Here is a 14,800-nt window from a genome sequence, read left to right on the forward strand (position 1 = left end):
GCGCAGGCCGACCCCACCAGCTTTGCACTGGTGCTCTCCGCGCGAGCGGAGGTGAGCCGCGTCACCGAGATCCCGTCCATCAGGAGCAGGGGTGCTCTCCGCGCGAGCGGAGGTGAGCCGACCTCCGCGGCATCCACGCCGGCATCGACCTCGTGCTCTCCGCGCGAGCGGAGGTGAGCCGCCGACACCATCGCTGCCCGCAACGACGTCCTCGTGCTCTCCGCGCGAGCGGAGGTGAGCCGTTCGAGGCGGGCCTGGACGACCTCTCGGAATCGTGCTCTCCGCGCGAGCGGAGGTGAGCCGTGACCCCGGGCCCGCCCGGCAGGCGAATGCGCGTGCTCTCCGCGCGAGCGGAGGTGAGCCGCAGATCTTCGGGTACTTCCCCACGCCCACCCCGTGCTCTCCGCGCGAGCGGAGGTGAGCCGCAGAGCGCTCCCTCTGTCTGGCTCTCACCGCCGTGCTCTCCGCGCGAGCGGAGGTGAGCCGTCCTGCTCGATGAGCCGCATGCTCACGGCGGCGTGCTCTCCGCGCGAGCGGAGGTGAGCCGCCACCGACGCGGGCCGCTCCTGCGGGAGGTGGGTGCTCTCCGCGCGAGCGGAGGTGAGCCGGCCGCGGAGAAGAACCCTGCGGTTCGCCTTCAGTGCTCTCCGCGCGAGCGGAGGTGAGCCGGCCGCGGAGAAGAACCCTGCGGTTCGCCTTCAGTGCTCTCCGCGCGAGCGGAGGTGAGCCGCCGCTCGACCTCTCGCCCGTGGCCGACCGGCTGTGCTCTCCGCGCGAGCGGAGGTGAGCCGCCTCACCTCCCGGCCGTAAGGCCAGAAAATAAGTGCTCTCCGCGCGAGCGGAGGTGAGCCGACCGCCAGGCCCCGGGCGACGGCCGCGCGGGCGTGCTCTCCGCGCGAGCGGAGGTGAGCCGGAGTACCCGATGACCGACCCCTCCGAAGAGACGTGCTCTCCGCGCGAGCGGAGGTGAGCCGGCGATTCTGGCTCAGGCTGATGCTGACCAGTGGTGCTCTCCGCGCGAGCGTAGGTGAGCCGTCCGGGTTCAGGATCAGGTTCCGGTCGGTGCTGTGCTCTCCGCGCGAGCGGAGGTGAGCCGGTCTTCATCTTCGCCAGCCGCTGCTGAATCTTGTGCTCTCCGCGCGAGCGGAGGTGAGCCGATGGACAACGTCCTCTTCCTGCCCCGCCCCGTGTGCTCTCCGCGCGAGCGGAGGTGAGCCGTCGGTCCGGCCGGTGAGAGGGCGCGGGCGAGCGTGCTCTCCGCGCGAGCGGAGGTGAGCCGATACACAACTAAGGGTCTTTCTCGTCCTCACTGTGCTCTCCGCGCGAGCGGAGGTGAGCCGGTCTCGTAGAACGTCTCGGCGATCAGCGGGCCGTGCTCTCCGCGCGAGCGGAGGTGAGCCGCGGCGTCCGCCGCGTCCGCCGGTCTCGGGGACGTGCTCTCCGCGCGAGCGGAGGTGAGCCGCTGCTCTGGCACACGGTGCTCAGCTCGATGTCGTGCTCTCCGCGCGAGCGGAGGTGAGCCGAACGCGTCGGGCTGCTGGTAGCCGGGCCGGGTGTGCTCTCCGCGCGAGCGGAGGTGAGCCGTGGAGGACGGCCTGCTCGACCAGGAAGCGGTCGTGCTCTCCGCGCGAGCGGAGGTGAGCCGGTCGACACGGACGGCTCGGAGCTGGCCGAGCCGTGCTCTCCGCGCGAGCGGAGGTGAGCCGTCCTGTTCGGCTGCTACCAGCCGCGCGACCTCGCGCTCTCCGCGCGAGCGGAGGTGAGCCGCAGGTGGCCGCGCCGGACCCGGTCGCTGTTCCGTGCTCTCCGCGCGAGCGGAGGTGAGCCGGTGTAACTTCCGCGCGGCCCGAACCCCCAGCCGTGCTCTCCGCGCGAGCGGAGGTGAGCCGGTGAACCCCGCCTTCATGCCCGACGATCGCCAGTGCTCTCCGCGCGAGCGGAGGTGAGCCGTGCTCTCCGGGGCCGGGCAGGACCGTCTCGGCGTGCTCTCCGCGCGAGCGGAGGTGAGCCGAGGATGCCGAGGTCCACGCCGATCACCTCAGCGTGCTCTCCGCGCGAGCGGAGGTGAGCCGCGGAGCGGCCCTCTGGCGTGTCCAGTGGTGGGGTGCTCTCCGTGCGAGCGGAGGTGAGCCGTCGTAGGTCATGAAGGCAGCGTGGCTCTCGGGGCGGGCGCGGTCTGGGCCAACGGTCCATACGGGGTGTGACCTAGGTCACTCGCTAGTGTTTCCAGATGTCGGGCTCGCCGCCCCGCCAGTCGATGAGCGCGGACCGGACGAGATCACCACGGGCACGCTCGAAGCCATACCGCCAGCCTGATCGCACGCACGAGAAGGCGCACGCTGGGCTACTCCAGCACGCCGAGGTCGCGTCTAGAGCACGGCCAAGATCAACGAAAGAACCCCCGGCCTACAGGAGGCCGGGGGCTGTAGATGGGTTCCGTTTCAGACAACGCGCTTGAAGCGGAGGCAACGGAGGAGCGGGAGGAGCGCCAGACCTGTCATCTCGGGCGGGACCTGCGGAAGCAGATAGATCACGATGCCGGCGATAACGGCGTTGTACGCGTCCTGCCACCCGGGGCGGCGGTATTGGAGTCTCACGGGCTTCCAACGCTGTGATTGCATGGTGTTGTCCTTCGTGCGATTGCTCTCGTGACGTGCGGACACTGCGGGGATCGCCCTGGCAGGGGCGGTCCCCGTCCGCGTTGCCGATGACGGTATGTGGTGGTTGCAGCGGTTGAGGTGGCCAAGGGCGAGCGTCGGCCATGGGGTCAACTCGCCCTGCCACCTGGGGCGTTGGTTGACTTACCCTAATCTTGAGGTAAGGCTATAGAGCGCTGACCTGCGGTTTCCCTCGACCCATCCACGCAGTCCACGTTAAAAGATCTACGATTGACTTAAAGTCGCCCTCTAGACCGAAGCGCCCACCTGCGCGCCGCAGACTGCGCGCGGCCTGCAAGCCGCACAACGCAGAGGCGCAACCAGTAGCCCGGTGCTCTCCGCGCGAGCGGAGGTGAGCCGGAGTAGGTGTCCGTGAGCGTGGGATGTTCGGCGTGCTCTCCGCGCGAGCGGAGGTGAGCCGGCGGACCGCGATGCCTGACCAGATGACCCGTCGTGCTCTCCGCGCGAGCGGAGGTGAGCCGGCCAGCCACCCCACCTACGGCAAGGCGACACGTGCTCTCCGCGCGAGGAAGTAAGCCGACGATGAAGGGCGCCACCGGCCCCTTCGCCGAGTGCTCTCCGTGCGAGCGGAGGTGAGCCGTAGTTGACGGCGACCAGGAAGGGGATGTCCTCGTGCTCTCCGAGTGAGCAGAGGTAGCCACGGTCGTTTCGTTCCAACCTCGCAATTGATTGAGCTCATGGTCCGAGATCTCACCGGCGAAGCCACCATGAAGTAGTGCGAAACCTGGGCCAGGACCAAACACGAATCAACGGACTGAACGCTCAATTAGAAGCGCTAGGTCTGTCGCTCCTCACTCATCGACCCATCCGTGGGTAAATCGGACTAGCGATCTCAGTGTCACTGCATCGGGCACTCCCTTCGCTTTACGATGCCCTCAGTCGCGCTTCCTTCTGCTTAAATCTTTCTCCAGATACTATTGATCCTCGTGTCAGCCAAGCTGACGCCCTGGAGGGCGAGTGCAAGACGAAGAACGAGACTGGGCATTTTGGAGTCTCCTCGTCGCCATGCTCCAATTAGTGCTAGAAGTTATACGGTAGCTACCAACGAGACTCGCACGAGTCACCACCCCTCCCTTGCCATCGATTCCTTTCTCCGCATAAGCGGAGGTGAGCCGATTTAGGCAGACGGGAGATCTGGTGTGCTACCCACCTTCTCTGCGCGAGCGGAGGTGAGCCGCTCATCACCGCAGAGTGGCAAGGGCCGGGCCCACCTTCCAATTCACGGACAGCAACGGACGGTGGAAAAAGTCATCGGCAGACGAGATCGAGCTGTTCGATGCCCCGGCGGTGAAGGTCACCGCTACCGCTACAGAGGCAAGACCATCTCCAACTACTGGACCCGCCCCAACCACGCCTGGACGGCAGAGTCCGTGGAGAGCCCGGCACTCGGGGGCGGATACGCCGGATTCGGCGAACGAACCGGCGGCAACACCGATACCGCACTTCGCGCCGGCTCAACAAGCGTCGCTGCGGTAAGCCTTGTGGGTACACGGGTCAGGTGCCTGTCGTGAAGCTGAGTTCAAGGTGGGCCCCTAGGAACGCATCCGAACCGCCGCATGGCGGCGCACATGCACTCGCTGCTGCCGGGCGTCCGGGTGAACACCGAGCCGGAGCCGATACCCGACCGCGGGGCCTTCCAGGTCGGCCAGGAGCGCTACCGCCTTGAGCCGGGCCTGACCGAGTACGTGCTCCTCGCGCGGCTCACCGCCGACCGCGGGCAGGAGGCGAGGCCGGTGTTCCTCTTCTGCGGCCAGCGCGCGGTCGCCAGCCAGGCCGCCGCCCGCTATCTCGCCCGCCACCACGACAAGCTCGCCCGCAAGCACGGCGCCGGCGCCTTCGTGCTGCTCCTGAAGGTCGTCAATTCGCAGGCGTACGGCCCCGACGTGGTCGAGCTGGTCGCGGACGTGACGCGGGCCGCCGAGACGCCGGTCCCGACGCCGTCGGCCCGTGCCTCCCATCGCGCGAAGTGACGGCGCGTCATCGCGGATCGGGGTCGTCCGGGCCCTTAAGGTGGCGTGGCGGTCATCCTCCCCGCACATCAGACAACCCGTCGGCGTCCGCCGCGCTCTCTCCGTGGAGTTCCCATGCGCACCCTCGCGGCGGTCGCGGGTCTCGTGGTCCTCGCCGGGGCCCTGACCGCCTGCTCCGGCTCCGGCCAGGACCCGGAGATCTCCGTGAACCTCACGGGCCGGGACGCGAAGGCCGGCGGCCCGGTGAAGGTGACGCTGGCCGAGGGCACGCTGGAGCGGGTGGCCGTCACCGACGGCAAGGGCGAGCAGATGCCCGGCCGGGTCGCCGAGGACGGGAGCACCTGGATCTCCGGACGCAGGGCGGCGCCCGGCACGACGTACAGGGTGCGGGCGGTCACGGGCGAGGGCGGCAGCGCCAAGGCCTTCTTCGCGACGGCCGAGCCGGACCGGGTCAACAAGGTGACGCTCGCGCCGGTCCTGCGCAGCACCGTGGGCATCGCCCAGCCCCTGTCGATCACCTTCGACCACCCGGTGGGCAACAAGGCCGCGGTCGAGAAGCAGCTCAAGGTGACGACCTCGGCCCGCACGACCGGTTCCTGGGGCTGGATCAAGAACTACGACGGCAGGGACCGCGTCGACTGGCGTCCGAAGAAGTACTGGCGGCCGGGCACGAAGGTGCGGCTGGAGGCGCGGCTCAACGGCGTCGACTCCGGCGCCGGCGGCTGGTTCGTCCGCGACTACTCCACGCGGTTCACGGTCGGCGGGCGGCAGGTCGTGCGGGTGGATCTGGACAGCAAGCGGGCGACGCTGGTGCGGGACGGCGTGTGGGTGAGGACGCTCCCGGTGTCCGCGGGCACTCCCGGCGGCCAGAAGGCCTCCTGGGGCGGCACGTCCGTCCTGATGTCGAAGGAGGGCACGGTCAACATGCGCTCCGAGACGGTCGGCCTCACCGGCGGCGACAGCTACGACAAGATGGTCGACCACTCCATGCGCCTGACCTGGTCGGGCATGTACGCGCACGCCGCTCCGTGGAACGCCCGCTACTTCGGCAACACCAACCACAGCTCCGGCTGTATCGGCATGAGCGACGCCGACGCCGGCTGGCTGTACGGCCAGGTCCGCCCCGGCGACCCCTTCGAGGTCACCGGCAGCGGTTCGAAGGGCGCGCCCGCCCCGGGCAACGGCTACGGCGAGTGGAATCTGTCCTGGCGGGAGTGGCGGGCCAGGAGCGCCCTGCGCTGAGGGGGCGCCACGGCCCGCCCTCGCCCCCGCGGCCCACCGCTCACCAATCGTTACCGGGGCGTAACTTACCGACGGGTTACCCTCGGTAAAACCGCGCGGTTACCGTCGGGTCACATTGCATGCCCGAGTGAGGAGTGACCCGTGGGACTGCCGCACCCTGCCTTGCGCACCACCGCCGTGGGAACCGTTTCGGCGGCCCTCGTCGCCGGCGCCGCCTTCGGCCTCGCGCCCGTGGCACAGGCGGCTCCGGCCGCCGCGCCGCCCGCCGCGGGCTCCGCCGCCGCGCGGTTCGTCGACATCCCCGGCGACGGCGGCACGGTCCTCAAGGCCAACGTCTTCACCCCGAAGGAAGCGAGGCAGGGCACGAAGTACCCCGCGATCGTGCTGCCCACCAGCTGGGGCATGCCGCAGATCGAGTACGTCGCCCAGGCGCAGCGGCTCGCCGACTCCGGCTACGTGGTGGTCAGCTACAACTCGCGCGGCTTCTGGCAGTCCGGCGGCGAGATCGAGACCGCGGGCCCCGAGGACATCGCCGACGCCTCCAAGGTCATCGACTGGACACTGGCCAACACCCCGGCCGACCCGGCGAAGGTGGGCATGGCCGGCGTCTCGTACGGGGCGGGCATCAGTCTGCTCGCCGCCGGGCACGACAAGCGGGTCAGGGCCGTGGCCGCGCTCAGCGGCTGGGGCGACCTGATCGACTCGATCTACAGCGGGCGCACCCAGCACGTCCAGGCCGCCGCGCTGCTCGGCGGGCTCGGCGCCGTCACCGGCCGGCCGAGCGCCGAGCTCCGGCGGACGCTGAAGGACTTCCTCGCCTCCGACCTGGACAAGGAGGACGAGATGATCGCCTGGGGCGCCAAGCGCTCCCCCGCGACCCACCTCGACGAGATCAACGGCAACGGCGCCGCCATCATGCTCGGCAACGCCTGGGGCGACTCGCTCTTCCCGCCCAACCAGTACGCCGAGTTCTACGAGCGCCTGACGGGCCCCAAGCGCCTGGAGTTCCGCCCCGGCGACCACGCCACGGCCGAGGCGACCGGCCTGCTCGGGCTGCCCAACGACACCTGGACGTCCACCCGGCGGTGGTTCGACCACTACCTCAAGGGCGAGGCCAACGGCGTCGACGAGGAGCAGCCGGTCCGGCTCAAGAGCCGGTCGACCGGCGGCTACGAGGGCTACCCGGACTGGAAGTCGGTCGGCCCCACCCGCAAGAAGATCGCCATGGCAGGCTCCACCACGATCCGCGCCAATGCCGACTCCGGCGCCAACGGCGGCACCGCGATCCTCTCCAACGCCCTGGACCAGTTCCTGAAGATCCCGCCGATGGCCTCGGTGCCGCTGCTCCCGCGCCGCCACACCGCCGTCTGGCAGTCCGAGCGGCACACCACCGCGCAGCGGGTGCGCGGGACGGTGGAGCTGCACACCACGCTCTCCAGCACCAAGGAGAGCGGCACCCTCGTCGCGTACCTCTACGACGTGGGGCCGCTCGGCCTCGGCAAGCTGGTCAGCCACGCGCCGCACACCTTCCACGGCAAGACGCCGGGCAAGCCGTTCGGCGTCGACCTGGACCTGTTCTCCACGGCCTACGACGTGCCGGCGGGCCACAGGCTCGCCCTGGTCGTCGACACGGTCGACCCGCTCTACATCGAGCACAACCCGTCCGGCGCGCAGCTGACCTTCTCCTCGCCGGAGGCGGACCCGTCGTACGTGTCCGTTCCCCTGCGCGAGCAGTGATCTCCGGCTGCCGCCGGTCGGGCATGGCCCTGCGAGCTACTGCTCCCCCCGGATCTCAGTGATCCGGGGGGACCCCCTTCGGCAGCAGCGTTCCTGGTTCGGCCGGTGCTACTTCCGCGGCCTCGGTCTTCGGATTGCGCCGCTGACGCTTGGACACCCATTGGGCGAACCATGACAGCAACATGCACATCCCGATGTAGATCGGTGAGATCACCATGACCACGGGGATGAAGGGCAAATCGTAGTCGAGATTCGACGCGATCAGCTTCCCGGCGTGGAGGAACTCCTCGTAGGTGATCAGAAAACCGAGCGAGGTGTCCTTGAGGGCGACCACCAACTGGCTGATGATGGCGGGCAGCATGGCGCGCACGGCCTGGGGCACGAGCACATGGCTCATGACCTGGGACTTGCGCATGCCCAACGCGTAGGCGGCCTCCTTCTGCCCGTGCTCCACGGAGTTGACGCCGGAGCGGAAGACCTCGGCGAGCACCGAGCCGTTGTAGAGCGTGAGTCCGGCGACGAGCGCCGGCAGCGGCTGCACCTTCAGCGCCACGAAGACGAAGAAGATCATCACCAGTACCGGCATCGCGCGGAAGAACTCGACGATGAGCGTGGCCACCCAGCGCACCGGGCGGTGGTCCGAGAGCCGCCCCACGGCGAGCAGCCCGCCGAGGGCGAGCGCGAGGACGGCGGAGATCGCGAAGGCCTTGAGCGTGTTGCCGAGGCCCCGCAGGAGCAGCTCCTGGATGCCCTCGTACTCGAAGGGCGTCCACTTGGTGGCGGTGAACTGCTCGGTGTCGAAGAGCAGGTAGAGCAGCCAGGCGACGAGAGCGAGCAGGACGAGGGTGCAGATCACCCCGTAGAGCCGGTGCCTGCGCACGGTCCTGGGGCCCGGGACGTCGTACAGGGCGGTGGAGTCGTGGGAGGTGGCCTTCATCGTGCGACTCCCCAGCGCTGTTCCAGGATGTTGAAGACGGCGCTGATGGCCAGGGTGATGATGAGGTAGCCGAGGGCGATCCAGACGAACGTCCAGATGATGTTGTAGCCGAGTTCGTTGAGCGTCTTGTACGTGCCGAGCAGTTCGGTGACGCTGAACGCGCCGGCGATCGCGGAGTTCTTGGCCAGCGCGATCAGGTTGGAGCCGACCGGCGCGATGACCGAGCGGAAGGCCTGCGGGAGCACCACCGACGACAGGGTCTGACCGAAGGTCATGCCGAGGCTGCGGGCCGCCTCGCCCTGCCCCTTGGGCACGGTGTTGATGCCGGATCTGAGGGCCTCGCAGATGAAGGCGGAGGTGTAGCAGCCGAGGGCGAGCACCGCGAACACCGTGAACGGCAGCACGAGCCCGAAGCGCGGCAGGCCGAGCAGCACGGCGAAGAAGAGCAGCGTGAGCGGGGTGTTGCGCAGGACGGTCACCCAGGCCGTGCCGAAGGCCCGCAGGGAGCCGACGGGCGCGACCCGGAAGGAGGCCATGAGGAAGCCGAGCACGAGCGCGAGGACCGAGGCGAAGACGGTGAGTTCGACCGTGCCGATGAATCCCTCGCCGAACGTGGAGAAGTTGTCCGTCAGTACGTCCACGAGGCCTCCTCAGCTCGCCGGGTAGCGGTCGAGGGCGGGCGGTTTCGGCGCCGGCACCCCGGAGAGGCCGAGCGTGGCGTCATAGGCCTTCTTCCAGTAGCCGTCCTTCTCGCCGGCGGCGAGGGCGTCGTCGATGGCCAGGCGCAGCGCGTTGTCGCCCCTGGGCACCCCGATCCCGTACGGCTCCTGCGAGAAGGGCTTGCCGACGACCTTGAGCTCCTCGGGCACCTTGGCGGCGTAGCCGATGAGGATGGCGTCGTCGGTGGTGACGGCGTCGACCTGGTACGTCAGCAGGTTGTCGACGCAGATGGAGTAGGTGTCGTAGGCGACGAGGGTGGCCTTCGGGTAGTCCTGCTGGATGCGCTGGTACGGGGTGGAGCCGGCCGCCGAGCAGACGCGTTTGCCCCCCAGGTCCCGCGGGCCCCGGATGTCCTCCTCGTCGGAGCGGACGAGGAGGCCCTGGCCGGCCATGTAGTAGGGGCCGGCGAACCCGACGAGCTTCTTGCGGTTGTCGTTGATGGTGTAGGTGCCCACGTAGTAGTCGATCTGGCCGTTCTGCAGGGCGGTCTCGCGGTTGGCGGACGCGATGGTCTTGAACTCGATGCGCCGGGGGTCGAGGCCGAGCGAGGCGGAGACCATCTTGGCGATCTCGATGTCGAAGCCGGAGTAGACGCCCGACGCCGGGTCCTTCTCGCCCAGGTAGGGCTGGTCCTCCTTGGCCCCCACGACGAAGTGGCCCCGGCTCCTGGCCTTCTTCCAGGTCCCCGACTGCGGGAGCCGGAAGTCCTTCGCCACGGGGTACTCGGGGAGCTCGTCGCGCGCCGGGCCCTTGGTCGGCGGGCTGCCTTCCTTGCCGCAGGCGGAGGCGGTGGCGGCGAGCGCGGTCAGAACGACGGCCGCGAGCAGCCGGGCGGTACGTGAAGTGGGTCGTTTCAGCAGCACGTCGCCCCCGTCAGTGCTTGAGGATCTTGGAGAGGAAGTCCCTGGCGCGCTCGCTCTCCGGGTGGGTGAAGAAGTCCTCGGGGGCCCGGTCCTCGACGATGCGTCCGTCGGCCATGAAGACCACGCGGTTGGCGGCGGAGCGGGCGAAGCCCATCTCGTGGGTGACGACGACCATGGTCATGCCCTCGTTAGCGAGCTGCCGCATGACTTCGAGGACTTCGTTGATCATCTCCGGGTCGAGCGCCGAGGTCGGCTCGTCGAAGAGGAGCGCCTTGGGGTCCATGGCCAGGGCGCGGGCGATGGCCACGCGCTGCTGCTGGCCGCCGGAGAGCTGGGCCGGGTACTTGCCGGCGTGCGTGGCGAGGCCCACGCGTTCGAGGAGTTCGCGGGAGCGCTTGTCCGCCTCGTCCTTCTTGCGGCCGCGCACCTTGATCTGCGCCAGGGACACGTTCTGGAGCACGGTCTTGTGGGCGAAGAGGTTGAAGGACTGGAAGACCATGCCCACCTCGGTCCTGAGCCGTGCGAGCGCCTTGCCCTCCTGGGGCAGTGGCTGCCCGTCGAGCCGGATCTCGCCGGACTGCACGGTCTCGAGCCGGTTGATCGTCCTGCAGAGCGTCGATTTGCCCGACCCCGAAGGGCCGATGACCACGACCACCTCCCCCTTGCCGACGGTGAGGTCGATGTCCTGGAGGACATGCAGCTCGCCGTAGTACTTGTTCACATCACGCAGCTCGATCAACGGATCGACGGCCATGGCACGACCTGCCCACTTTCTGCTGTGTACGTCCGCGCAAACTATCCACGTGAAAACGGGACTTACTGGACGACACGCATGCAGGGGCATTAACCGTATTTGCGGCAATTAGGGCAGGGCTCGCCCGGGTGGGGCACGGCCGGACCGCGCCGGACCGGGGTCAGGCCTCGGACGCCTCGGCGTAGACCTGGGACAGCTCGGGCGCCCCGTGGACCGCCCAGTCGAGCCCCGCGTCGACGACCGCGATCTCCCGCCCGGAGGCGAGCCGCACGGCGGCGCTGCCGCCTGGCCACACGTGCCAGGTGGCGCCCGGCACCGTCCGCACCACGACCGAGCCGAGGTAGAGCCCCGCGTCGTTGCCGAGCCAGGGCAGCAGCTCCGGGTCGTCGCGCCAGCGCGGCAGGAGCTGGTCGAGGGCGGCCAGCGACGCGGGGGTGTCGTCGAGCTCCAGGCCCGCCACCGCCGCCTGGGAGCGCAGCAGTTCACACTCGGCGAGCAGCGCGGCCACGCCGTCGGGGTCGGCCTCGAACGCACCCGCGAGTCCCTCGCCCGCCGGCTCGGCCCCGGCGTGCCGCCTGCGCCACTTGTCGAGGAACGGGATGTTCATGGTCGGCCTCTCCGTCGATGACACCCGCCGGGTGCGCCGCCCGGCGCGCACCATCGCCTGTCCGTCAATCCGAATGTCCGCCCATCCGTATGTCCAAGAATGTACCTGGCATCAGTCGATCACGGAATCGGGCGGATCACCCGCCCTGGTAGGCGACCCGGGGGCGCTGAAGAACCCGTACGCGGGTACGTATGACTGTCTCAGGTGCTCGATCCGGGAGGTGGACGGATGGCGTGGTGGGTGTGGTGTGTTGCCGTGGTGGCCGTGGTGGGTCTGCTGGCGGCCGTCGTCCTCGGCGTGCAGGCGCGGCGGCGCCGCGGCGGGGTCATCGTGGTGCGACGCGGCAGGCGCTCCGGGCGAGGGGGCGCGCGATGAGGCGTGAGCTGGGCAAGGGAGAGCCGGTGAGGGAGTTGACGCCGGCCGCGGGGCTGACCGGGCGCCCGGTCGTCACGCTCGGCGGGGAGGCCGTCGGCCAGGTCAAGGACGTCGTGCTCGACGCGGTGAACGGCAGGATCGCCGGATTCACGCTCGCCGGGCGCGGACTGTTCTCCGGGCCGCTGCGCAAGAGCGTGCCGTGGGCGGGGGTGCACGCGCTCGGCACGGACGCCGTGATGATCCCCTCCGAGGAGGTCCTGGAGGACAAGGCGGCCGTCACCACCGGGGAGGAGGCCTCCGGCGGCCTGGTGCGCGGGGCCCGGGTCCTGACCGACCTCGGGGTGCAGGTCGGCACCGTGCGCGACGTGATCGTCGAGGCGGGCGGTGAGGGCGCGGTGGTCGGCGTCGAGATGTCGTCCACCGAGGCGCTCGGCCACCACGAGGCCACCGTCTTCCTGGCGCTCGGCAGCCGCCCCGCCATGACGGGCGACACGCTGATGGTCCCCGTGCGGGACACCGAGGACGTCGCCGGGGACCTGACGGGCCTCGCCGCCGCCGTACGGCGCAGGCGGCTCGGCGGCGATGGCGGCCCCGGCGCCGTCGGAGAGGGGCGGGCGCTGTGATGCTGCTCAGTCAGACCGTGGGCCGGCCGGTCGTCAGCTCGGCGGACGCCTCGCGCGTGGGCACCGTGGCCGGGCTCGTCGTCGATCCGGAGGCCGGCCGGATCACCGCGCTCCGCCTGGAGGACACCAAGGTCGGCGGCGACGTCATCGCCTGGGAGGACGTGCACGCGGTGGGGCCCGACGCGGTCGTCGTCGCGACGGCGGCGGCGGCCCGCTTCACCGCGGCGGACTCCGCGGGGGACCAGAAGCTCCTCGGCCAGCGCCTGCTGACCGAGCTCGGCGCATCGGCGGGAACGCTCGCCGACATCACGTTCGACCCCGCGTCCGGGCTGCTCGACACCCTGCACACCTCGCGCGGCGACCGGATACCCGGCCGCCTGCTGCTGGGCTGCGGCTCGTACGCCGTGGTGGTCCGCGTGGCCGCCGCGCCCTGACCCGCGCGCCTCACAGGTCGCGGCGGTCCACGGCCACCACGGCGACGACCGCCGCGGCGAGCGACCAGAGGGCGAGGGTGGCCCAGGCCCCCGCGACCGTCCAGGGGTAGCGCGTGGTCGCCTCACCGGCCTCGGCCAGCCGCAGCCAGGCCTGGTACGGCGTGGCGTGGCCGGCGACGGCCGTCCAGCGCCGGTCGTCGCCGAGCACCCCCGGCAGCAGGAGCAGCAGCACGAAGACGGCGACCAGGGCGGCGCCCACGTGCCGCAGCAGGGCTCCGAGCGCCATGCCGGTCAGCGCCGAGACCGGCGCGAGCAGCGCGGAGGCGGCGACGAGCCGCCACGCGCCCGGATGACCGAGGGGGACGCCGACGCCCCGGCCGTCCAGGATCGTCTGCGTCAGCCAGAACGAGAGGCCCGCGGCGGCCGCGCCGAGAACGGTCGTGGCGGCGGCGACCACCAGGACCTTCGCGGCGAGCAGCGGCCGCCGGGCGGGCACGGCGGCGAACGTCGTGCGGATCAGCCCGGTCCGGTGCTCCCCCGCCACCGCGAGGGCGCCGACGGCGCCGGCCGCGAGCATCATGACCAGCATCGCGTTGCCGTTGAAGGCCTCCTGGAGCGCGATCCCGTCGCGGACGAAGCGCGCGCGGCCGTCCGCGTCGTTCTCGCGCCAGTAGCGGTACGTGTCGTACGCGGTCCCCGCGTTGAAGGCGAGAACGGCGAGCACGGCGCCCGCCAGGGACCAGGCGGTCGACCGCAGCGACCGGAACTTCAGCCACTCGGCGGCCACCAGGTCGGTGAACCGCGGCCTCGGCTCCTGCGCGGCCGGGGACGCCTCGCGGGACGTGCGGGCGGCGGCTTCCGCGACGGGGGTCATCGGGCCTCTCCTGCCGCGTACTGGACGTCGGCGGCGGTCAGTTCCATGAAGGCCTCCTCCAGCGAGGGCGTGGTCGTGGTCAGTTCGTGCAGCACCACGTGGTGCCGCAGGGCCAGTTCGCCGACACGCGCCGCGTCGAGACCGCTGACCAGCAGCCTTCCCCCGTCGCCCGGGACGACCGAGGCGCCCTCCGCGGTGAGTGACGGCGTCAGGACGGCCGCGTCCGGCGTACGCACCGTCACGGCGCCACCGCCGGCGCGGGCGGCGAACGCGGCAAGGCTCTCCGCGGCGATCAGCTCGCCCCGGCCGATCACCACGAGGTCGTCGGCGGTGTGCTCCATCTCCGACATCAGGTGGCTGGAGACGAACACGGTCCTTCCCTCGGCCGCGAGGCGTCTGAAAAGCCCGCGCACCCAGCGCACGCCCTCCGGGTCGAGGCCGTTCAGCGGCTCGTCGAAGAGCAGCACGGGCGGGTCGCCGAGCAGGGCGGCGGCGATGCCCAGGCGCTGGCGCATGCCGAGCGAGAAGCCGCCGACGCGGCGGCGTGCCACCTCCGCGAGGCCGACCTCCGCGAGGACGTCGTCGACCCTCGCGTACGGGATGCCGTTGCCGCGGGCCAGGACGCGGAGGTGGGTGCGCGCGCTGTGGCCGCCGTGCACGTCGCCCGCGTCGAGCAGCGCGCCGACGTGCCGCAGGCCGCGCGGTCGGTCGCGGAACGGGCGGCCGTCGACGGTGACCCGGCCGCTGGTGGCCGTGTTGAGGCCGAGGATCAGGCGCAGGGTGGTGGACTTCCCGGCGCCGTTGGGCCCCAGAAAACCCGTCACCCGGCCCGGACGCACCCGGAAGCCGAGGCCGCGCACCGCGGTCGTGGCGCCGTAACGCTTCGTCAGTTCATGGACTTCGATCACGGCGACCAGGCTGCCGTGCGCCGCCCCGCCCGTCGTCGGACCGGCGCTGACATCTGGCGCGGCGGGTGTCGACCCCGG

Annotated in this window: 11 protein-coding genes, 1 pseudogene and 1 CRISPR repeat array (1 of these 13 only partly in view); of the genes and pseudogenes, 5 read left to right on the forward strand and 7 right to left on the reverse strand. The window is 70.7% G+C overall.

Going from position 1 to position 14,800, the window contains the following annotated elements; genetic code table 11:
• Positions 1-2,134: direct repeats of the CRISPR family, unit length 29 nt; unit sequence GTGCTCTCCGCGCGAGCGGAGGTGAGCCG (it extends 274 nt beyond the left edge of the window).
• A gap of 2,091 nt (positions 2,135-4,225) precedes the next feature.
• From DCW30_RS25470 to DCW30_RS25480, 3 genes and pseudogenes are all read left to right on the forward strand, one after another.
• Positions 4,226-4,648 (forward strand): annotated as a pseudogene (locus DCW30_RS25470) (hypothetical protein); the annotation flags it as partial.
• Between the two features lie 114 nt (positions 4,649-4,762).
• Entirely contained in the window at positions 4,763-5,890 is a 1,128-nt protein-coding gene (locus tag DCW30_RS25475; protein WP_076683821.1) for a L,D-transpeptidase, read from the forward strand.
• A gap of 141 nt (positions 5,891-6,031) precedes the next feature.
• Positions 6,032-7,627, forward strand: coding sequence for a CocE/NonD family hydrolase (locus tag DCW30_RS25480; RefSeq protein ID WP_076683823.1), 1,596 nt, complete (start codon positions 6,032-6,034; stop codon positions 7,625-7,627).
• 55 nt (positions 7,628-7,682) lie between these two features.
• On the opposite strand, the gene DCW30_RS25485 is transcribed toward DCW30_RS25480, so the two are convergent.
• From DCW30_RS25485 to DCW30_RS25505, 5 genes are all read right to left on the reverse strand, one after another.
• Positions 7,683-8,564: an amino acid ABC transporter permease gene (locus tag DCW30_RS25485; RefSeq protein WP_076683824.1), complete on the reverse strand. Its 882-nt coding sequence runs from the start codon at positions 8,562-8,564 to the stop codon at positions 7,683-7,685.
• Complete coding sequence (locus tag DCW30_RS25490; RefSeq protein ID WP_062780590.1) at positions 8,561-9,205, reverse strand: amino acid ABC transporter permease; 645 nt, start codon at positions 9,203-9,205, stop codon at positions 8,561-8,563. The genes DCW30_RS25485 and DCW30_RS25490 overlap by 4 nt, the downstream gene beginning before the upstream one ends.
• 9 nt (positions 9,206-9,214) lie before the next feature.
• Positions 9,215-10,144 (reverse strand): glutamate ABC transporter substrate-binding protein, encoded by a 930-nt coding sequence (locus DCW30_RS25495; RefSeq protein WP_373569106.1) that lies wholly within the window; start codon positions 10,142-10,144, stop codon positions 9,215-9,217.
• A 13-nt stretch (positions 10,145-10,157) separates the two neighbouring features.
• Positions 10,158-10,901, reverse strand: a complete 744-nt coding sequence (locus DCW30_RS25500; protein ID WP_076683826.1) for an amino acid ABC transporter ATP-binding protein — start codon at positions 10,899-10,901, stop codon at positions 10,158-10,160.
• A 160-nt stretch (positions 10,902-11,061) separates the two neighbouring features.
• Positions 11,062-11,508 carry a DUF6278 family protein gene (locus DCW30_RS25505; protein ID WP_062780592.1) on the reverse strand — a complete coding sequence of 149 codons (447 nt, stop codon included), beginning with the start codon at positions 11,506-11,508 and terminating at the stop codon, positions 11,062-11,064.
• Positions 11,509-11,879: 371 nt separating this feature from the next.
• On the opposite strand from DCW30_RS25505, the gene DCW30_RS25510 reads away from it, so the two are divergent.
• Both DCW30_RS25510 and DCW30_RS25515 read left to right on the forward strand, forming a co-directional pair.
• On the forward strand, positions 11,880-12,506 hold the full coding sequence (locus tag DCW30_RS25510; RefSeq protein WP_076683828.1) for a PRC-barrel domain-containing protein: 627 nt from the start codon (positions 11,880-11,882) through the stop codon (positions 12,504-12,506).
• Entirely contained in the window at positions 12,506-12,940 is a 435-nt protein-coding gene (locus DCW30_RS25515; protein ID WP_076683830.1) for a PRC-barrel domain-containing protein, read from the forward strand. The genes DCW30_RS25510 and DCW30_RS25515 overlap by 1 nt, the downstream gene beginning before the upstream one ends.
• A gap of 10 nt (positions 12,941-12,950) precedes the next feature.
• Here DCW30_RS25515 and DCW30_RS25520 read toward each other — a convergent pair whose 3' ends face one another.
• Together DCW30_RS25520 and DCW30_RS25525 are read right to left on the reverse strand one after the other, a co-directional pair.
• Entirely contained in the window at positions 12,951-13,814 is an 864-nt protein-coding gene (locus DCW30_RS25520) for an ABC transporter permease (RefSeq protein WP_076683832.1), read from the reverse strand.
• Complete coding sequence (locus tag DCW30_RS25525; RefSeq protein WP_205576583.1) at positions 13,811-14,722, reverse strand: ATP-binding cassette domain-containing protein; 912 nt, start codon at positions 14,720-14,722, stop codon at positions 13,811-13,813. The genes DCW30_RS25520 and DCW30_RS25525 overlap by 4 nt, the downstream gene beginning before the upstream one ends.
• Between the last annotated feature and the right edge of the window lie 78 nt (positions 14,723-14,800).

Origin of the sequence: Streptomyces alfalfae (genome assembly GCF_004127445.1) — a bacterium.
GTDB lineage: Bacteria > Actinomycetota > Actinomycetes > Streptomycetales > Streptomycetaceae > Streptomyces > Streptomyces alfalfae.